Raw genomic sequence first — 18280 nt, 5'->3', positions numbered from 1 at the left:
CGTTCAGCCTAGGCGACGACGATGCGCCACAAGCTACCCGACGTGCCTGCGCAGTTGCCGAAGCAGCAGCGCGGTCGCGAGGGCAGCGGATGCCGCCTCTTCACCTTTGTCCTCCTTCGACCCGGGCAGTCCGGCCCGGTCGAGGCCCTGCTGCTCGTCGTCGAGGGTCAGCACGCCGAACCCTACGGGCTTGCCGGTGTCGAGGGCGACGCGAGTGAGGCCATCCGTTGCTGCATTCGAGACGAACTCGAAGTGGGGGGTGCCGCCGCGAATGATCACGCCGAGGGCGACGACCGCGTCGGCCCCGTTCTCGAGCGCGACCTTGCAGGCGACGGGCAGTTCGAAGCTGCCGGGTACGCGAATGAGGGAGAACTCGGCCTTGCTCGCTTCGAGTACCCGGGTGGCGCCGGCGATGAGGCCATCGGTGATGACATCGTGCCACTGCCCGGCCACGATGACGACGCGGAGGCCCTGTCCGTCAACGGTGAGTGTGGGTCCTGTTCCAGCCATCAGGCGATTCCGTTCATGATTTCGGTGTTCGTGATGTGGTGGCCCATGCGGTCACGCTTGGTCGCGAGGTACTCCTCGTTGAACTCGCCGATGCCGACGACGAGTGGCACCCGCTCGGTCACGGCCACGCCGTGCAGCTCGAGCTGACGCACCTTCTCGGGGTTGTTGGTGAGCAGCCGCACCGAGTTCAACCCCAGGTCGTGCAGGATGCTGGTGGCCGCGCCGTAATCACGGCTGTCGACGGGCAGACCCAGCGCGACGTTCGCGTCGAGGGTGTCGAGGCCGTCCTCCTGCAGCTCGTAGGCGCGGAGCTTGTTGATGAGGCCGATGCCGCGCCCCTCCTGACCGCGCAGGTAGACGACCACGCCGTTTTCCTCCTGGATGATGTCGAGAGAGGCGTCCAGCTGCGGTCCGCACTCACACTTGAGCGAGCCGAAGGCTTCGCCGGTGAGGCACTCGGAGTGCACCCGAACGATGGCGCCGTCAACCGGGTTGCCGGCGACGAAGGCCACGTGGTCGGCGCCGGTGGAGCGGTCTCGATAGGCACGCACCCGGAAAGCGCCGTGCGAGGTGGGCACCGTGGTCTCGACCTCGAAGTCGACCCGCGGCGCCTCGATGAGCGGGGCGATCGTCGGCAGGGCTTCGTTGGGATGAAACTCGTTGAGGTAGCTGATCAGGTCTTTGATTGTGATGACGAGCAGTCCCTCGCGCTCACCGAGCTCGAGCAGGCCGGGCAGGCGCATCATCTCGCCGTCCTCGGCGACGATCTCGGCAATCGCCGCGACCGGAACCAGCCCGGCGAGTTTCATCAGGTCGACGCCGGCTTCGGTGTGGCCGCCGCGCTCCCGCACGCCGCCGTCACGCGCCCGCAGTGGCAGGATGTGGCCGGGGCGGTGCAGGCTCGCCGGGGCCGACTGGGGATCGGCCAGCACCCGCAGGGTGTGGGCGCGGTCCGCGGCGCTGATGCCGGTCGACAGCCGGTCGGCGGCGTCGACGCTCACCGTGTAGTTGGTGCCGAGCGGGTCTTCGTTGTTCAGCACCATCACGGGCAGGTCGAGCTGGTCGGCGATCTCGTTGGTCATCGGGGCGCAGATGAACCCGGAAGAGTAGCGCACGGTCCAGGCGATCCACTCCTGCGTGGCGAGCTGGGCGGAGATGATGACGTCGCCCTCGTTTTCGCGGCCCTCGTCGTCAGCGACGATGACCGGTCGGCCGAGGCGCAGGGCGTCGAGTGCGGAGGGAATATCGGCGAGGCTCATGATGCGCTCCTTGTTTCGGGGTGGGAATTGTGGGTCGCGCGAAGGGACAGCATCCGCTCGACGTGTCTGGCGAGAATGTCGGTCTCGATGTTGACCAGGTCGCCGCGCAAGCGTTCGCCGAGGGTGGTGGCGGCAAGGGTTTCGGGAATGAGCGACACCTCGAACCACTGGCTCGCCTCGGCGGCCGGGCTGATGTCGCTCACGGTGAGGGAGACGCCGTCGATGGCGATCGACCCCTTGCCCACGACGAGCGGCGCGAGCTGCGGGCTCAGGCTGAAGCGCAGCACCCGCCAGGCCTCGCCGGGAGTGACGGCAACCACGGTGCTGGTGCCGTCGATGTGGCCCTGCACGATGTGGCCGCCGAGGCGTCCGCCGACGAGGGCGGCGCGTTCCAGGTTGACCGGAGAGCCGACGCGGGCCCCGGACAGCGTCGACATGGCGAGGGTCTGCGCCATCACGTCGGCGGTGAAGGTGTCGGGGGTGCGCTCGACGACGGTGAGACAGACACCGGAGACGGCGATGGAGTCGCCGTGCAGCGCTCCGGCGACGACGAGCGGACCGCGGATGGTGAGGCGGGCGGCATCCGCTGTGGTCTCGATGCGCTCGATCTGGCCGAGCTCCTCGATGATTCCGGTGAACATCAGGTTCCTTAGGTGGTGAGGGGCCGGGCGACGACGCGAATATCGTCGCCGAGGCGGTCGAGGGACTGGACACTGAGGCGGCGCTGCTCGCCGATGGAGGCCACACCGATGTCGCCGAGCGCCAGCCCGGGGCCGCCGATCAGTGTCGGTGCGAGGTAGATGAGGTATTCGTCGACCAGCCCGGCCGCGACGAAGGCGCTTGCCACGGTCGGTCCGCCCTCGATGAACACGCTGCGCAGGCCCCGTTGGTGCAGGTTCGCCAGCAGTCCCGGCAGGTCGAGGCCGTCGAAAAACAGTGGCTGTTGCGGGTGGTTCAGCAGGGCAGCGGATGTCGGTACCTCACGCCGGCCGACCACCACGGGCACCGGCTGGCGGGCGAGCAGCCCGCCGTCGGCGTCGCGCGCGGTCAGTGCCGGGTCGTCGGTGAGCACGGTACCGGTGCCGACCAGAATCGTGTCGCAGGCCGCGCGGCGCCGGTGCACGTCGAGGCGGGCGTCCGGCCCGGTGATCCAGCGGCTGGACCCATCGGCGGCGGCCGCGCGTCCGTCAAGGCTCGACGCCCATTTGAGCGTGACGAACGGGCGGCCAAGGCGCGCGGCGACGAGCCAATCGCCCAGAAGAGCCTCACCTTCCTCGGTGAGCAGGCCGTCCTGCACCTCGATGCCGGCAGCGCGCAGCTGCTTCGCGCCGCCGCAGGATTGCTCGCCGGGGTCGGTCACGGAGTACACGACGCGGGCGACACCCGCCTCGATCAGGGCCAGGGAGCACGGGCCGGTGCGGCCGACGTGGTTGCAGGGTTCGAGCGTGACGACGGCCGTGCTGCCGTGAGCGGCACCCGGGGCGAGCTGCGACAGGGCGTCGACCTCGGCGTGCCGGCTGCCGGCGCCGCGGTGCCAGCCTTCGGCGAGGGTGTCGCCCGTGGCGTTCAGGATGACGCAGCCGACCTGCGGGTTGACGCCAGTGGCCGGGCCGTGGGTGGCGAGTTCGAGGGCACGTTGCATGACGCTGCGCACAATCGGGCCGTCAAGGCCGACCGTCGCGTTCCTGTTCATCCCGCCCTCATCCTGTCGGACGAGCTCCGGGGGTATGGGTGTGCACGACCGTGAACAAACCCGTCGGTTGACCGTAGGGGCCAACCAACTCGTGCGCCTCCCGTCCGGACTTTAACCGTCGGTGCTGGAATTTCACCAGTTCAACCGCTCGCCCCGTGAAAGATCTCAAGAAACGAGCGGGTCGCGGACTTTAACCGCCGGTTCGGATTTACACCGACCCCGGAGCACGTGTAGTACTTCTAGTTATAGTGCAACAGCCTGCGCTTCGACGTATTCCGTTCAATATCTGATCAGGGAGTCTCGACCAGGGCGCGGGCCGTGCTTTCGTCCACGAACAGGTCGGTGATGAGTTGCGCGGCCAGGGCTCCGCGCAGGCTCGCGAGTTTGGAACGGCCGGCCACGACGCAGATGCGGCGCGGGGTGCGACGCAGCACGGTGAAGTCCGGGCCGGTCGAGCGTTCGTTCAGGGTGATGCCGTCGGTTGAGCCGTCGGCACGGTAGAACACGGTCGCCACATCCCCGACCACGCCCGCCGCGCTGAGCGCATCGAATTCGGCCTGTTCGAGGTAGCCGCCGGCGTAGACGCGGCTGATGACGCCGGAGAAGGGGGAACCCAGGCCGAACAGGGCAATGTCCATGGTGGCCTGCATGTCGATCAGGCGGCTGATGCTGCGTTCCCGCCACAGCGCCTGCTTGGTCGCCGGATCGTCAAAGAAGGCGGGCACCGGAAACTGCTGCACGTGTGCGCCGAAGGCCGAGCCGAAGCGGCCGAGAATCTCACTCGCGTAGCCGAGACCGGTCGTGCGCATGTTCCCGGCGCCGTTGAGCTGCACGACCTGCGAGTTATGGGTCTGTTTTGGGGTGATGTGCCGGCTGATGGCGTTCATGGTGGAACCCCAGGCGATGCCCATGGTCATGTTCGAGTCGAAATACTGACCGAGAATTCGTGCAACCGAGAGGGCCACCCGCTCGAGCCGATCGACGTCGCTCGCGCTGTCCGGAACTGGAACCACGTGCGCTTCGATCCGAAATCGGGCCTCGACCTGCTGCTCGAGGTGACTCGGGGCATCCAGTGGAGACTTGATCTGAATGTCCACCAGGCCGGTCTCGCGGGCATGGCTGAGCAGGCGAGAGACCGAAGAACGGGAGGTATGCAGCTCCTGGGCGATGGCATCCATCGTGAGGTCCTGCATGTAGTACAGGTGCGCCGCGGTGAGTGCGTCGCGGCTGCGATCGGACTGCACGGGATCGGTAGCGTAGGTCACGGCGGCTCCTTGCACGTATGGTCAATCCGATTGAGAAATTGTGTCGGACTGTCAGACTGAATCTATTCACACGGCTCGCCCCGCGCAAATTAACGGGCCGGCCCCGAGACAGAGGTGACAACAATGTCGTTCTTAAACTCACAGACTTCGACCGCGATCTCCGACCGCCCCCGCGCCCAGGTGCTCATCATCGGCGCCGGTATCAATGGCATCGCCACCTTCCGCGACCTGGCCTTGCAGGGCGTCGACGTGGTCATCGTCGAGAAGAACGACTTCGTCTCCGGCGCCTCTTCGGCCAGCTCGCACATGATCCACGGCGGCGTGCGTTACCTCGAGAACGGCGAGTTTCGCCTGGTCAAGGAATCCGTCGAGGAGCGCAACGGCCTGCTCAAGATCGCGCCGCACTACGTCAAGCCGCTACAGACGACCATTCCCATCTTCTCCACCTTCTCCGGCGTGATGGCTGCCCCGCTGCGCTTCCTCACCCACAAGCAGGGCGCCAAGCACGTCGAGCGCGGTGCCATGCTCATCAAAATCGGCATGATGATCTACGACGCATTCTCCCGGGGCGGCGGTTCGGTGCCGCGCCACGAATTCAAGGGCCGCACCAAGGCGCTCGCTGCCCTGCCGCTGCTCAATCCCGGCCTCAAGTACACAGCCACCTACTACGACGCCGCCATGCACGACCCGGAACGCCTCGCCCTCGACGTGCTGCGCGACGGCCTCGACGCCGGCCCGCACGCCCGCGCCGCCAATTACGTTGAAGCCGCAGGCATGGATGAGAACGGTGTGCTCCTGCGCAACACGATCACCGGCGAAGAATTCACCTTTGACGCGGATGTCGTCGTCAATACGAGCGGGCCGTGGACCGACCTGACCAACACGGCGCTCGGGCAGCCGAGCACCTTCATGGGCGGCACCAAGGGCTCCCATGTCGTGCTCGACAACCCGGAGCTGCTCGCGGCGACCGGGGGCCGGGAGATCTTCTTCGAGCACGAAGACGGCCGCATCGTACTGATCTACCCGCTCAAGGGCCGCGTCCTGGTCGGCACCACGGACCTCGAGCACGACATGACCAAGCCTATTCGGTGCACCGAAGACGAGATCGATTACTTCTTCGACCTGGTCGCGCACGTTTTCCCAACCGTCCCGGTCGACCGGTCACACATCGTGTTCCGCTTCGCCGGCGTGCGCCCGCTGCCTCGCCACGACGAGGAAGCCCCCGGTTTTGTCTCCCGCGACTACCGCATCGAGTCGCGTCCGCTGCCCCGCAGCGGAGCCGCCGACGGCACCCTGCTCAGCCTGGTCGGCGGCAAGTGGACCACCTTCCGCGCCCTCGCCGAAAACCTGAGCACCGACATCCTGAAGTTGCTCGGCCTGCCGCGCACCGTCTCGACCGAGGGCCTCGCCATCGGCGGCGGCCGCGATTTTCCGGCCACGGAAGCGGCCCATCTGGTCTGGGTCACCGCGCATGGCGATGAGGTCGGTTCCGCGCAAGCGGCAGCCCTGCTGTCCCGCTATGGCACGCGTGCGAGCGAGGTCATCGACTTTCTGACCGACCCGTCCGGTGAAGCGGATGCCCCGCTCCGGCACAACGCCGCGTACACCCGGCGCGAGATCGAATTTTTGGTCGGGACCGAGAGCGTCGTGCGCCTGATCGACCTGCTCCTGCGCCGGACCAGCATGGCCTTCGTTGGCGCCGTCACCACCCCGCTGATCGAGGAGCTCGCACTCGTCGTCGCCCCCGTTCTCGGCTGGGATTCCGAGCGCCAGGCCGAGGAGATCGCGCTGGCCCGCGGCATCCTGATCGACGTGCACGGGGTCGACCTCGCGCCGGTCGGTGCGGCGTCGATCCTGGTCGCGTAGCCCAGAGCACCGGCCGACAATCTGCACGAACGTGCAGTGGAAACCGGCCGGTGCCAGCCCGGGCGCCGATACGTTTTTAGGAGCGCCAGCACGATCGCCGCTCTCGACAACAAGGTCGGTCGGTGAACAGCAACACCCATCTGAAAGGTCAATGTGGACAATCTCGGTGTCGTCTTTATGTCTGAGGTCGTGGGAACGGCCATCCTCGTCTTACTCGGTTGCGGCGTGGTCGCCAACGTCGCGCTCGCCAAAAACAAGGGCTTCGGCGGCGGCTTTCTCATGGTCACCATCGGCTGGGGCCTCGCGGTCTACGCCGGTGTGATCGCCGCCTACAACTCGGGTGCCCACCTCAACCCGGCCGTCACCCTCGGCCTCGTCGCGAGCGGAGCCGACACGTTCGGTTCCGGGGTGCCGGTCAACGTCGCATCCACGCTCGCCTACATCGGCGCTCAAATGGTCGGTGCCGTTCTCGGTGCCGTGGTCGTGTGGCTGGCCTACAAGCAGCACTTCGACCAGGAGCCGGAAGCCGCCAACAAACTCGGCGTGTTCTCGACCGGGCCGGCCATCCGCTCCTACGGCTGGAACCTCGTCACCGAGATCATCGGCACCTTCGTGCTCGTTTTCGTCGTCATCGGCTTCGGCCGCAACGGTGACGCTGGCGGCCTCTCGGCACTCGGCGCGCTGCCGGTGGCCCTGCTCGTGATCGCCATCGGCGCCTCACTCGGTGGACCGACCGGCTACGCGATCAACCCCGCGCGTGACCTCGGGCCGCGCATCGCGCACTTCCTGCTGCCGATCAAGGGCAAGGGATCGAGCGACTGGTCCTATTCCTGGGTGCCGGTCCTCGGCCCCATCATCGGCGGCGTCCTCGCCGGCGCATCCTCGGGCGTGCTCCTGCCCATTCTGGGCTGAGCCTGCCGACGCAGGCTGCAGCATCCGTTTTTATACTTAATACCCACCTGGAACAACAAAGGAGTTACATATGGCCAAGTACGTTCTCGCCATCGACCAGGGAACCACGAGCTCCCGCGCGATCATCTTCGACAAGGCCGGGTCGATCATTTCGACCGGTCAGCTCGAGCACGAACAGATTCTGCCGCAGGCCGGCTGGGTCGAGCACGACCCGAAAGAAATCTGGGACAACACCCGTGAGGCCATCGGCCAGGCGCTGTCCAAGGCCAACATCACCCGCCACGACATCGAAGCCGTCGGCATCACCAACCAGCGCGAAACCGCGGTCGTTTGGGACAAGAACACCGGCGTTCCTGTCTACAACGCCATCGTCTGGCAGGACACCCGCACCCAGGTCATCGTCGACCGCCTCGCAGCTGACGGCGGCGTCGAACGCTTCAAAGAGAAGGTCGGCCTGCCGTTGGCCACCTACTTCTCCGGCACCAAGATCGTCTGGATCCTCGAGAACGTCGAGGGCGCACGCGAGAAAGCGGATGCCGGCGACCTCCTGTTCGGCACCACCGATTCCTGGGTGCTGTGGAACCTGACCGGTGGAACAGAGGGCGGCGTGCACGCGACCGACGTCACCAACGCGAGCCGCACCATGTTCATGGACCTCGAGACCCTGCAGTGGGACGACGAGATCCTGGCCGTCTTCGACGTGCCGAAGTCGATGCTGCCCGAGATCAAGTCATCCTCCGAGGTCTACGGCATCGCGAGTGGACACAGCCTGCTGCGCGAGGTGCCGATCGCCGGCATCCTGGGCGACCAGCAGGCCGCGACGTTCGGCCAGGCCGCGTTCGACCAGGGTGAGGCGAAGAACACCTACGGTACTGGAAACTTTCTGATCTTCAACACCGGTACCGAGATCATCCACTCGAAGAACGGACTGCTCACCACCGTGGGCTACAAGCTCGGAGACGCCCCCGTGCACTACGCGCTCGAGGGATCGATCGCGGTCACCGGTTCGCTCGTGCAGTGGATGCGGGACCAGCTCGGCATCATCAGGAACGCCTCCGAGATCGAAGACCTGGCCAAAACGGTGAAGGACAACGGTGGGGCCTACTTCGTGCCGGCCTTCTCCGGCCTGTTCGCGCCGTACTGGCGCTCCGACGCCCGCGGCGCCCTCGTCGGCCTCACCCGCTACGTCAACAAGGGCCACATCGCCCGCGCAGCGCTCGAGGCCATCGCCTATCAGACCCGCGAGGTGCTCGACGCGGTCAACGCCGACTCCGGCGTGCCGCTGACGGAGCTCAAGGTCGATGGAGGAGCCACGGCGAACGACCTGCTCATGCAGTTCCAGGCCGACATCATCGGCGTGCCCGTCGTGCGCCCGGTGGTTGCCGAGACCACCGCCCTCGGTGCAGCGTATGCGGCCGGCCTCGCGGTCGGCTTCTGGAGCGGCCAGGGCGACCTGCGCTCCAACTGGCAGGAAGATGCTCGCTGGGAGCCCGCCATGGACCCGGAAGAGGCCGCCCGCCTGCTGCGCAACTGGAAGAAGGCCGTCACGAAGACCCTCGACTGGGTAGACGAAGACGTGCGCTAACCAGCTCGGCCCCGTGGCCCGGCCCGCGCTCCGCGTGGCCGGGTTTTCGGCTGTGCCCCCAGGACCGTCTCACGGGATCTCGATCGCTCGTACCTCGATCAGCGGGATTCGTTGGTCGAGGCGCGACGGAGGAGCGATCGAGACCGGGTAGGACGATCCGCAGAGATTAACGCAGCGGCAGGAAGCCGACCCGGTCGTAGACGGTGGCGAGCGTCTCATTCGCGACGTCAGAAGCTCGCGCGGCGTTCTGCGCAAGCACCCGGTCGAGCTCGGCGGGGTCGCCGAGCAGCTCGGCGACGCGCTCACGAATGGGGTCGAAGGTGCCGAGGACCACCTCGACCAGACCCTTCTTCAGGTCGCCGTACCCGCGCCCGGCGTACTCGTTCTCGAGGGACTCGATCGTGCGCGAAGCCAGCACGGAGTAGATCGTGAGCAGGTTGGCCACACCGGGCTTGTTCTCGCGGTCGAAGACCACGCCGCCATCGGCATCCGTCACGGCGCGCATGATCTTCTTCTTGGTGACCCCGGGCTCATCGAGCAGCCAGATCACTCCGGCGTGCGACTCGGCCGATTTGCTCATCTTCGACGTGGGGTTCTGCAGGTCGTAGATCTTCGCGGTCTCCTTCACGATCGCCACCTCGGGAATCGTGAAGGTGTCGCCGAACCGCGAGTTGAAGCGCACCGCGAGGTCGCGGGTGAGTTCCACGTGCTGGCGCTGGTCTTCCCCGACCGGCACCACGGCCGTCTGGTACAGCAGGATATCGGCGGCCATAAGCGTCGGGTAGGCGAAAAGCCCCACCGTCGTCGCGTCGGCGCCGTGCCGGGCCGACTTGTCCTTGAACTGGGTCATCCGGCTCGCCTCACCGAACCCGGTGATGGTGTTGAGCACCCAGGCCAGCTGGGCGTGCGCGGCGACGTGCGACTGCACGTACAGCGTCGACGCCGACGGGTCGATTCCTGCCGCCATGTATTGCGCCGCCGTGCCGCGGGTGTTCTCGCGCAGCTTCGCCGGCTCCTGAGCCACGGTGATCGCGTGAAGGTCGACGATGGAGAAGAACGCGTCGTGCGTCTGCTGCAGCGACTTCCAATTGAGCAGCGCGCCGATGTAATTGCCGATCTGCAGGGACTCCGCGGAGGGCTGCATGCCCGAATACAGGCGGGGTTTGGTCATGAGTGTGCTTCTTTCGAAAGGTCATAATCGACGACGACGGGGGAGTGGTCGCTCCAGCGCTGGTCGTACGCCGCGGCCCGGTCGACGACGTAGGAAACAACGGATGCCGCCAGCTGCGGGCTGGCCAGATGGTAGTCCAGCCGCCATCCGGTGTCGGTGTCGAAAGCCTTCCCGCGCTGGGACCACCACGTGTACGGTCCCTCGACCTCTCCGGCCCACTTACGCCCGACATCCACCCACCCGAGTCCGGCACCCGCGTTGTATCGCTCGTCGCCTTCCGCCCCGAGGATACGGTCGAAATACTCACGCTCCTCCGGCAGGAACCCCGCGTGTTTCTTGTTGCCGCGCCAGTTCTTGATGTCGAGCGTGCGGTGCCCGACGTTCAGGTCGCCGAGCACGAGGGCGAGCGGGCTGTGCATGCTCAGCTCGGGCAGCCGGGCTATCATGGCATCGAGAAACTTGTACTTCTCCACCTGCTTGGGAGTATCGGTCTCGCCGGAGTGCACATAGGTACTCACGACGGTAATGATCTGGCCGTCGACCTCGTAGTCGGCTTCGAGCCAGCGGCCCGCGCTGTCGAATTCCTCAGCCCCGAGGGCGACGCGGTGAATGGACGCCCGGGAACGGCTCGCGAGGGCGACTCCGGCCCGACCCTTTGCGGTGGCGGCGTCGTGCAGAATGTTCCAGACCGGTCCGAGCAGACCCTCGAGGTCCTCGGTGGAGGCGCGCACCTCCTGGATGGCGAGGATGTCGACGTCGCGAGCGTCCAGCCAGTCGCCCATCCCTTTGCGGTACGCCGCTCGTACCCCGTTCGTGTTGATGCTGGCAATGCGAAGGGGTTTGGCAGAAGACATGGGTCAAGTCTAGTTAGCGGGCGTGGGCCTCATCGGCGTTGGCATACTCCGCCACCCGCGCCTCGGCCGCCCTCAGCCGCCGTCGGGCAGCCCAGCGGGCATACCAGGGCGACGCGTCGAGGTCGGCCCGCGCCGCCGTGAGCTCGGCCTGGGCGGTCAGCCGCAGGGCGTCCTGCATCCGCTTCTCCTGGTTCTCGGCCGCATCGTCGGCGCTGAGCGATTGTGGCGGAATGCCCGCATCGGTCATTCCGACGGCGATCCAGGAGGCGGCGATCAGGGTCACGGTGCTCACGAGGTTGAACCAGATGAGCAGGCCGATGATGACGGCGAAGGTCGCGAGCAGCGGGTTGCGACTGGCGCCGCCGAGCAGCGCGCCGCCGAGAATCTTCAGCACGCCGAGGGCGACACCGCCGAGCAGCGCCCCGGCGAACAGGCGCCGCACCGGGATGCGAACGCGTGACAGCACCCGGAACAGTCCGGCGAGGGTGACCGTGTCGATGATGAGCACCACCACGAGGCCGATGCCGCGGGCCGACGCCTCGTAGAAGAACGAGTCCTGGGGAATCTGGAACAGGCCGAACAGAGCCCCCAGCAGTGCGGTGCTGGCGAGGGAGACGAGGGCCGACACAACCAGGGCAAGCCCGAAAACCAGCCCGAGGCCGAGCTCACGCAGCTTGACCCAGATGAAGAACGTGGTCTGTGGCGGCATGTCGAACACGGTGCGCACGGCCTGGGCGGTGGTGGACAGCCAGCCGAGGGCGGTCAGCAGCAGCCCGGCCAGGGCTATGGCGCCGGTCCAGGTGAAGATCCCCGCGGTGGCGAGCAGGTCGGGGTCGATGATGCCGTCGGTGCCGATCAGGCCCGGAATGGACTGGTTGATGATCGCGTACAGGGCGTTCAGCAGTCCCTGGTTCGCGGTGAGGAACAGGCCGGCGATGGAGAACCCCACCCAGACAGCCGCGAAGATGGCGAAGATCGCCTGGTACGACATGCCCCCGGCGAGGATGCTGCCGCCCACGTTGTTGAAGTGGGTCACCACCCGCACGGGGCGCCACGCGAGGATCCGCTCCACAAGCTCTTTCACTGTGTCAGCTTAACCGGATGCACGAACACCCCCGTCGAATCGACGGGGGTGTCTGTCGTGCAGTCAATCAGTTACGCTTTGCCACGCATGATGGCCTGCTTGACCTCGGCGATGGCCTGGGTCACCTGAATGCCGCGGGGGCAGGCATCCGTGCAGTTGAAGGTCGTGCGGCAACGCCACACGCCCTCCTGGTCGTTGAGGATGTCGAGGCGCACGGCTGCATTCTCATCGCGGGAGTCGAAGATGAACCGGTGCGCGTTGACGATCGCGGCCGGACCGAAGTACTGGCCGTCGGTCCAGAACACCGGGCAGCTCGACGTGCAGGCGGCGCAGAGGATACATTTCGTCGTGTCGTCGAAGCGGGCACGCTGGGCAACGGTCTGCTGGCGTTCCTTGCCGTCGACCGGCGTGCTCTTGGCGACGAGGAAGGGCTGTACCTCTTTGAACGAGTCGAAGAACGGCTCCATGTCGACGATGAGGTCCTTCTCGAGCGGCAGGCCCTTGATGGCTTCCACATAGATGGGCTTCGTGACGTCGAGGTCCTTCATGAGCGTCTTGCAGGCCAGGCGGTTGCGGCCGTTGATGCGCATGGCATCCGAGCCGCAGATGCCGTGCGCGCAGGAACGACGGAAGGTCAGCGAACCGTCCTGCTCCCACTTGATCTTGTGCAGTGCGTCGAGCACGCGGTCGGTCGGGTAGAGCTGCACGTCGAAGTCCTGCCAGTGCGGCTCGTCGTCGACCTCCGGGTTGAAGCGACGAACAATGAGCGTGACCGTGAAGGATTTGATCTCTTCGGGAACGACGGGCTTGTTATCGATCGTGGCGGTACTCACTAGTACTTCCTCTCCATCGGCTGGTAGCGGGTGATGACAACCGGTTTCCAGTCGAGCTTGATGTGGTCGGCGGCATCCGCGCTCATTGCGTCACCCTTGAGGTACGCCATGGTGTGCTTGAGGTAGTTCTCGTCGTCGCGCACGAGGTAGTCTTCGCGCTGGTGTCCGCCGCGGCTTTCCTTGCGGTTGCGGGCGGAGTAGACGACGACCTCGGCGAGGTCGAGCAGGAAGCCCAGTTCAACGGCCTCGAGCAGGTCGGTGTTGAAGCGACGCCCCTTGTCCTGCACGCCGATGTTCTTGTAGCGCTCGCGCAGCAGGTGAATGGTCTCGGTGACGGAGGCGAGGGACTCGTCGGTGCGGAACACCTGAGCCTTCTTGTCCATTTCCTCCTGCAGAATCTTGCGCAGCACCGAGATGCGTTCGGTTCCGGTCGACGAGCGGATGCCCTCGAGAAGTTCGCGCACCTCCTTGGCCGGGTCTTCCGGCAGGGGGGTGAACGAGGCCGTCTTGACGTACTCGACCGCGTTGTTGCCGGCGCGCTTGCCGAACACGTTGATATCGAGCAGCGAGTTGGTGCCGAGACGGTTGGAGCCGTGTACCGAGACGCAGGCGCATTCGCCGGCGGCGTAGAGGCCGGGAACAACCTCCTCGTTGTTGCGCCAGACTTCGGCCTTCACGTTGGTGGGGATGCCGCCCATCGCGTAGTGCGCGGTCGGCATGACCGGCACCGGCTCGGTGACCGGGTCGACGCCGAGGTAGGTGCGGGCGAACTCGGTGATGTCGGGCAGCTTGGTCTCGAGCAGTTCCTTGCCGAGGTGGGTGCAGTCCAGGTACAGGTAGTCCTTGTCCGGGCCGGCGCCGCGACCCTCCGCGACCTCCTTGAGCATGCACCGGGAGACGATGTCGCGCGGGGCGAGGTCCTTGATGGTCGGCGCGTAGCGTTCCATGAAGCGCTCACCACTCGCGTTACGCAGGATTGCTCCCTCGCCGCGAGCACCCTCGGTCAAGAGGATGCCGAGCCCGGCCAGACCGGTCGGGTGGAACTGGAAGAACTCCATGTCCTCGAGCGGCAGTCCCTTGCGCCAGACGATGCCGACGCCATCACCGGTGAGGGTGTGGGCGTTCGAGGTGGTCTTGTAGATCTTGCCGAAACCACCGGTGGCGAAGATGAACGCCTTGCCCTGGAACACGTGCAGTTCACCGCTCGACAGATCGAGGGCGACCACGGCGGACGGCTGATCGACGCCGTCGACATTGGTCATGACGAGGTCGAGTACGTAGTACTCGTTGAAGAAGTTGATGCCGCGCTTGACGCAGTTCTGATACAGCGTCTGCAGAATCATGTGGCCGGTGCGGTCGGCGGCGTAGCAGGCGCGACGCACCGGGCTCTTACCGTGATCGCGGGTGTGGCCGCCGAAACGACGCTGGTCGATCTTGCCCTCAGGCGTGCGGTTGAACGGCAGGCCCATGTTCTCGAGGTCGATGACCGCGTCGATGGCTTCCTTCGCCAAAATCTCGGCCGCGTCCTGGTCGACCAGGTAGTCGCCACCCTTGATCGTGTCGAAGGTGTGCCACTCCCAGTTGTCTTCCTCGACGTTGGCGAGGGCCGCAGCCATCCCGCCCTGCGCCGCACCGGTGTGCGAACGCGTCGGGTAGAGCTTGGAGATGACGGCAGTGTTGGCGTGGGGGCCGGCTTCGATGGCGGCACGCATGCCAGCTCCACCCGCTCCCACGATCACGATGTCGAACTGGTGGTAGTGAACGCCGTCCACGAGGGTGGAGGTGGGTGCGGGTGCAGGTGTCGTCATGATGAGTTTGTGCAGCTCCTATAGGGTCGAGCAGAGAGCGGGGAGAAGGTCGGCGGGCGAACCGGCCGGGCAGGCATCGAACGTGTAGACCACGAGGGTGCCGAGAACGATCAGCGCGACGACGCTGAGCAGGATCGCGCCCTTCAGGATGCCGCGGCTGATCCGCGACGTGGCGTAGTCGTTGACCAGGGTGCGCATGCCGTTGCCGCCGTGAATGAGCGCGAGCCAGAGCATGAGTACGTCCCAGGTCTGCCAGAACGGGCTCGCGAGCTTGCCGGCGACGAACGCGAAGTTCAGGGCGCTGACTCCCTCACCGACCATGAGGTTGACGAACAGGTGGCCGAAAATCAGCACGATCAGCACGACGCCGGAGACGCGCATGTAGATCCAGCCCCATTTTTCCCAGTTGAGACCGCGCTTTTTCGCCGAGCGAGTGTACGGGCTGCGGGGAGCTTCGATTGTTGAAGTCATGTCTGTCGCCCCCTAGTGGCTGAACACGTTGATGAGGTGGCGCGGCACGAAGCCGAGCATGGTGACGACCCACAGGCCGATGACCACGTAGAACAGCACCCGCTGGTACTTGGCGTTCCAGAAGTCGATCAGGATGATGCGCAGTCCGTTGAAGGCGTGGAACACGATGGCGCCGACGAGTGCGACCTCACCGAGCCCCATGATCGGCGTCTGGTACTGCGAGATGACCGCGTTGTAGGCCTCGGGGCTGAGGCGCACCAGGGCCGTGTCGAGAATGTGAACGAGCAGAAAGAAGAAAATCGCGACGCCGGTGATGCGGTGCAACACCCACGACCACATGCCCGTGTTACCCCGATAGAGGGTGCCGGCGGGGCGACGTGACGTCGTCTTCTGCTGAGAATCTAGGGTTCCTGCCGTCTGTGGCATGAACAACCCTCCCTGGCTGAATTATGGCTCTTTAGTGAGACCGAGAATGCGCTGTGAGCACATTTCTGTAGTCTACAAGTGCTCCGACCACTCGTGTCGGTTAGGATTACCTAACGTTGCATCGAGGGAGGCACGTGCCTGTCGGCGCGCACCGCGAGACGCTCGTCGATGGCCTGCTCGTAGTAGTCAACCAGCTCGGCGCAGACCGTCGGCCAGGAGCGCCCCAGCACCGCGCGACGCCCGGCTTCACCCATCCGCGCCCGCAGCATCGGGTCACGCACGAGCTGCCCCACCCAGTGCCGCAGGTCACCGTTGTCGTCCGGCCGAAACAGGTAGCCGTTCTCGCCGTGCGCCACGAGGTCGATCGGCCCGCCCGCATATGGCGCCACCACGGGCAGCCCGGCGGCGTGCGCTTCCTGGACGGTCTGCCCGAACGTCTCCTCGGTGCCGGCGTGCACGAACACGTCGAAACTCGCGTAGGCGGCGGCGAGCTCTGCGCCCGAGAGTCGGCCGAGCCAGGTGACCGGCATACCGGCCAGGGCGCGTCGTATAGAAGGTACGCTCGGCCCGTCGCCGACCAACGCCAAACGGATGCCCGGCACCCCGCGCAGCGCACGCAGCCGCTCCACCTGCTTTTCCGGAGCCATGCGACCGACGTACCCGATGATGACGTCGCGCGTTGCGCCGTCGGAGGGCGTCGGCGCGATTCGTTCCCGGAGTGCCTGGACCGCCGGGTCGTTCTTCACGTTCGGGTGGAATCCGGTGAGGTCGACGCCGCGGGTCCACAGGGCGAGCCGGGGCACGCCGAGCCGGAGCAGGGCGGCCATCGACGACGACGACGGAACCAGGGTGCGGGTGGCTCCCTCGTGCACCCACTTCACGAATCGCCAAGCCAGCGCAGTGGCGGGGCCGAGGTGGTTTCGGTGAGCGTAGCCGGCGACATCCGTTTGAAAGATGGCGACCGAGGGGATATCGAGGCGGTTGGCTGCGCTGATCCCCTGGGCGCCGAGAAGGAACGGCGACGCGGCGTGCAGCACGTCGGGGCGAAAGTCGGCGAGCAGCTTCTGTACCTGGGGGCTCGGCATTCCAACCGGAAATTCGCGGTAGTTGACGGCGGAGACGGTGTGCACCGGAAATCCGGCATACTCCGCCGGGGCGCCGGACGGGGCGATGACCATGGCCTCGTGTCCGGCGGCGGCCAGGTGCTCGAGCACCTTGCAGACGCTCGTGGTCACCCCGCTGATGGTGGGGAGAAAACTTTCGCTGATGACTGCGATCCGCATGGTTTGAGGCTAAGCAGTGACCATTGCCGCCGGGTGACGGGCGCATGAACAATCGTGTCCGACAGCGGGGCCGCCCGATAGTCTGGGCGAATGATTACGCCCAGTGAGCCCATCGACCGCCTGTATAGCGTGATTCCCGCCGGCGGCATCGGCTCCCGGCTGTGGCCGCTGTCGCGAGCGGATGCCCCCAAATTTCTGCACGACCTCACCGGCTCCGGCCACACCCTGCTGCGCGACACCTGGGATCGCCTCGTGCCGCTGTCGGGCGAACAGCGCATCATGGTCGTCACCGGGCGTGCCCACCGCGCCGCGGTCGAGCAGCAGCTCCCCGAACTCATCGATCCGAACGTCGTGCTCGAGAGCGAACCGCGGGATTCCACGGCCGCAATCGGCCTTGCCGCCGCCATTCTGCAGCGGCGGGAACCCGGTGTGATCATCGGATCGTTCCCGGCCGACCAGGTCATCAAGGGCGACGCCCAGTTTCGTTCGGCGGTCACCGAGGCGGTCGCCGCAGCGGATGCCGGCTACATCGTCACGATCGGCATCCAGCCGACCGAGGCCGCCATCGGCTTCGGTTACATCAAGAGCGCTGCGTCCCTCGCCGTCGACGGGGCCCCGACCGCCCTGGCGGTCGACTCCTTCGTCGAGAAGCCGAGCCCCGACGTCGCCGAGGAATACCTCGCTGACGGGAACTACCTGTGGAACGCGGGCATCTTCATCGCGCGCGCCGACCTCTTGCTGGCCGAGATCGCGGCTGCCGAGCCCGAACTGCACGCCGGGCTGATGAAGCTCGCCGAGGCGTGGGACACCCCGGCCCGCGGCGCCGTGGTCGATCAGGTCTGGCCGCGTCTGAAGAAGATCGCCATCGACTACTCGGTCGCCGAACCGGCCGCTGCGGCGGGCAAACTCGTCGTGATCCCCGGCCAGTTCGACTGGGACGACGTGGGCGACTTCGCCTCGATCGCGAAACTGCACTCCGGCGGGCGCAAATCCAACCTCGCCATCCTCGGCGAGGGCGCCCGGGTGCTCGCGGACTCGTCGAGCGGCATCGTGGTCAGCCACACCGGCCGCATGATCGCGCTGATCGGCGTCGAAGACATCGTCGTGATCGACACCCCCGACGCACTGCTGGTCACTACGAGCGCGAACGCTCAAAAGGTCAAGGCGGTCGTCGACGCGCTCAAGCTCTCGGGTTCGAGCGACGTGCTGTGAGGCTCGCGGTGTTCAGCGAGCACTGGCTAGAATTCCAGTTCACGCTTA

Annotated in this window: 17 protein-coding genes and 1 riboswitch; of the genes, 4 read left to right on the top strand and 13 right to left on the bottom strand. The window is 66.2% G+C overall.

What is annotated here, in order from left to right; translation table 11 throughout:
* Positions 1-33 precede the first annotated feature (33 nt).
* The 5 genes from ribH to E3O06_RS08605 form a co-directional block, all read right to left on the bottom strand.
* Entirely contained in the window at positions 34-510 is a 477-nt protein-coding gene (ribH, locus tag E3O06_RS08625; RefSeq protein ID WP_134502776.1) for a 6,7-dimethyl-8-ribityllumazine synthase, read from the bottom strand.
* Positions 510-1769: a GTP cyclohydrolase II gene (gene ribA / locus E3O06_RS08620; RefSeq protein WP_134502774.1), complete on the bottom strand. Its 1260-nt coding sequence runs from the start codon at positions 1767-1769 to the stop codon at positions 510-512. The genes ribH and ribA overlap by 1 nt, the downstream gene beginning before the upstream one ends.
* Entirely contained in the window at positions 1766-2410 is a 645-nt protein-coding gene (locus tag E3O06_RS08615; protein ID WP_134502772.1) for a riboflavin synthase, read from the bottom strand. Before E3O06_RS08615 ends, ribA begins: the two co-directional genes overlap by 4 nt.
* An 8-nt stretch (positions 2411-2418) precedes the next feature.
* Positions 2419-3462: a bifunctional diaminohydroxyphosphoribosylaminopyrimidine deaminase/5-amino-6-(5-phosphoribosylamino)uracil reductase RibD gene (ribD, locus tag E3O06_RS08610; protein ID WP_241980000.1), complete on the bottom strand. Its 1044-nt coding sequence runs from the start codon at positions 3460-3462 to the stop codon at positions 2419-2421.
* Between the two features lie 88 nt (positions 3463-3550).
* Positions 3551-3693, bottom strand: a riboswitch (FMN riboswitch).
* A 59-nt stretch (positions 3694-3752) separates the two neighbouring features.
* On the bottom strand, positions 3753-4727 hold the full coding sequence (locus E3O06_RS08605; RefSeq protein WP_338144832.1) for a sugar-binding transcriptional regulator: 975 nt from the start codon (positions 4725-4727) through the stop codon (positions 3753-3755).
* A 123-nt stretch (positions 4728-4850) separates the two neighbouring features.
* Here E3O06_RS08605 and E3O06_RS08600 point away from each other — a divergent pair, with 123 nt between their 5' ends.
* From E3O06_RS08600 to glpK, 3 genes are all read left to right on the top strand, one after another.
* On the top strand, positions 4851-6593 hold the full coding sequence (locus tag E3O06_RS08600; protein ID WP_134502770.1) for a glycerol-3-phosphate dehydrogenase/oxidase: 1743 nt from the start codon (positions 4851-4853) through the stop codon (positions 6591-6593).
* 177 nt (positions 6594-6770) lie between these two features.
* Positions 6771-7505, top strand: a complete 735-nt coding sequence (locus tag E3O06_RS08595; protein ID WP_134502768.1) for an MIP/aquaporin family protein — start codon at positions 6771-6773, stop codon at positions 7503-7505.
* A gap of 70 nt (positions 7506-7575) precedes the next feature.
* Entirely contained in the window at positions 7576-9090 is a 1515-nt protein-coding gene (glpK, locus tag E3O06_RS08590; RefSeq protein ID WP_134502766.1) for a glycerol kinase GlpK, read from the top strand.
* Positions 9091-9256: 166 nt separating this feature from the next.
* Here glpK and trpS read toward each other — a convergent pair whose 3' ends face one another.
* From trpS to E3O06_RS08550, 8 genes are all read right to left on the bottom strand, one after another.
* A complete protein-coding gene (trpS, locus tag E3O06_RS08585; RefSeq protein ID WP_134502764.1) occupies positions 9257-10261 on the bottom strand; it encodes a tryptophan--tRNA ligase in 1005 nt (334 codons plus the stop codon).
* Entirely contained in the window at positions 10258-11115 is an 858-nt protein-coding gene (locus tag E3O06_RS08580; protein WP_134502762.1) for an exodeoxyribonuclease III, read from the bottom strand. Before E3O06_RS08580 ends, trpS begins: the two co-directional genes overlap by 4 nt.
* A gap of 13 nt (positions 11116-11128) precedes the next feature.
* Positions 11129-12199: a YihY/virulence factor BrkB family protein gene (locus E3O06_RS08575; protein WP_134502760.1), complete on the bottom strand. Its 1071-nt coding sequence runs from the start codon at positions 12197-12199 to the stop codon at positions 11129-11131.
* Positions 12200-12270: 71 nt separating this feature from the next.
* Positions 12271-13032, bottom strand: a complete 762-nt coding sequence (locus E3O06_RS08570) for a succinate dehydrogenase iron-sulfur subunit (RefSeq protein WP_134502758.1) — start codon at positions 13030-13032, stop codon at positions 12271-12273.
* A complete protein-coding gene (sdhA, locus tag E3O06_RS08565; protein WP_134502756.1) occupies positions 13032-14840 on the bottom strand; it encodes a succinate dehydrogenase flavoprotein subunit in 1809 nt (602 codons plus the stop codon). The genes E3O06_RS08570 and sdhA overlap by 1 nt, the downstream gene beginning before the upstream one ends.
* 18 nt (positions 14841-14858) lie before the next feature.
* A complete protein-coding gene (locus E3O06_RS08560) occupies positions 14859-15311 on the bottom strand; it encodes a succinate dehydrogenase hydrophobic membrane anchor subunit (protein ID WP_134502754.1) in 453 nt (150 codons plus the stop codon).
* 12 nt (positions 15312-15323) lie between these two features.
* Entirely contained in the window at positions 15324-15737 is a 414-nt protein-coding gene (gene sdhC, locus E3O06_RS08555; RefSeq protein ID WP_134502752.1) for a succinate dehydrogenase, cytochrome b556 subunit, read from the bottom strand.
* Positions 15738-15847: 110 nt separating this feature from the next.
* A complete protein-coding gene (locus tag E3O06_RS08550) occupies positions 15848-17020 on the bottom strand; it encodes a glycosyltransferase family 4 protein (protein ID WP_134502750.1) in 1173 nt (390 codons plus the stop codon).
* Between the two features lie 90 nt (positions 17021-17110).
* Between E3O06_RS08550 and E3O06_RS08545 the strand changes: the two genes are divergently transcribed.
* Positions 17111-18232 carry a mannose-1-phosphate guanylyltransferase gene (locus E3O06_RS08545; protein WP_134502748.1) on the top strand — a complete coding sequence of 374 codons (1122 nt, stop codon included), beginning with the start codon at positions 17111-17113 and terminating at the stop codon, positions 18230-18232.
* The last annotated feature ends 48 nt before the right edge of the window (positions 18233-18280 follow it).

It is taken from the genome of Cryobacterium glaciale (assembly GCF_004402535.1).
Lineage (GTDB): Bacteria > Actinomycetota > Actinomycetes > Actinomycetales > Microbacteriaceae > Cryobacterium > Cryobacterium glaciale.
Note: the sequence above shows the minus strand (reverse complement) of the source record. Positions and strands in the feature narration are given on the sequence as shown.

Bases quoted from the DNA above. Each gene is read 5' to 3' on its own strand.
- ribH (WP_134502776.1), bottom strand. From the start codon at position 510: ATGGCTGGAACAGGACCCACACTCACCGTTGACGGACAGGGCCTCCGC.
- ribA (WP_134502774.1), bottom strand. From the start codon at position 1,769: ATGAGCCTCGCCGATATTCCCTCCGCACTCGACGCCCTGCGCCTCGGC.
- E3O06_RS08615 (WP_134502772.1), bottom strand. From the start codon at position 2,410: ATGTTCACCGGAATCATCGAGGAGCTCGGCCAGATCGAGCGCATCGAG.
- ribD (WP_241980000.1), bottom strand. From the start codon at position 3,462: ATGAACAGGAACGCGACGGTCGGCCTTGACGGCCCGATTGTGCGCAGC.
- E3O06_RS08600 (WP_134502770.1), top strand. From the start codon at position 4,851: ATGTCGTTCTTAAACTCACAGACTTCGACCGCGATCTCCGACCGCCCC.
- E3O06_RS08595 (WP_134502768.1), top strand. From the start codon at position 6,771: ATGTCTGAGGTCGTGGGAACGGCCATCCTCGTCTTACTCGGTTGCGGC.
- glpK (WP_134502766.1), top strand. From the start codon at position 7,576: ATGGCCAAGTACGTTCTCGCCATCGACCAGGGAACCACGAGCTCCCGC.
- trpS (WP_134502764.1), bottom strand. From the start codon at position 10,261: ATGACCAAACCCCGCCTGTATTCGGGCATGCAGCCCTCCGCGGAGTCC.
- E3O06_RS08580 (WP_134502762.1), bottom strand. From the start codon at position 11,115: ATGTCTTCTGCCAAACCCCTTCGCATTGCCAGCATCAACACGAACGGG.
- sdhA (WP_134502756.1), bottom strand. From the start codon at position 14,840: ATGACGACACCTGCACCCGCACCCACCTCCACCCTCGTGGACGGCGTT.
- E3O06_RS08560 (WP_134502754.1), bottom strand. From the start codon at position 15,311: ATGACTTCAACAATCGAAGCTCCCCGCAGCCCGTACACTCGCTCGGCG.
- sdhC (WP_134502752.1), bottom strand. From the start codon at position 15,737: ATGCCACAGACGGCAGGAACCCTAGATTCTCAGCAGAAGACGACGTCA.
- E3O06_RS08550 (WP_134502750.1), bottom strand. From the start codon at position 17,020: ATGCGGATCGCAGTCATCAGCGAAAGTTTTCTCCCCACCATCAGCGGG.
- E3O06_RS08545 (WP_134502748.1), top strand. From the start codon at position 17,111: ATGATTACGCCCAGTGAGCCCATCGACCGCCTGTATAGCGTGATTCCC.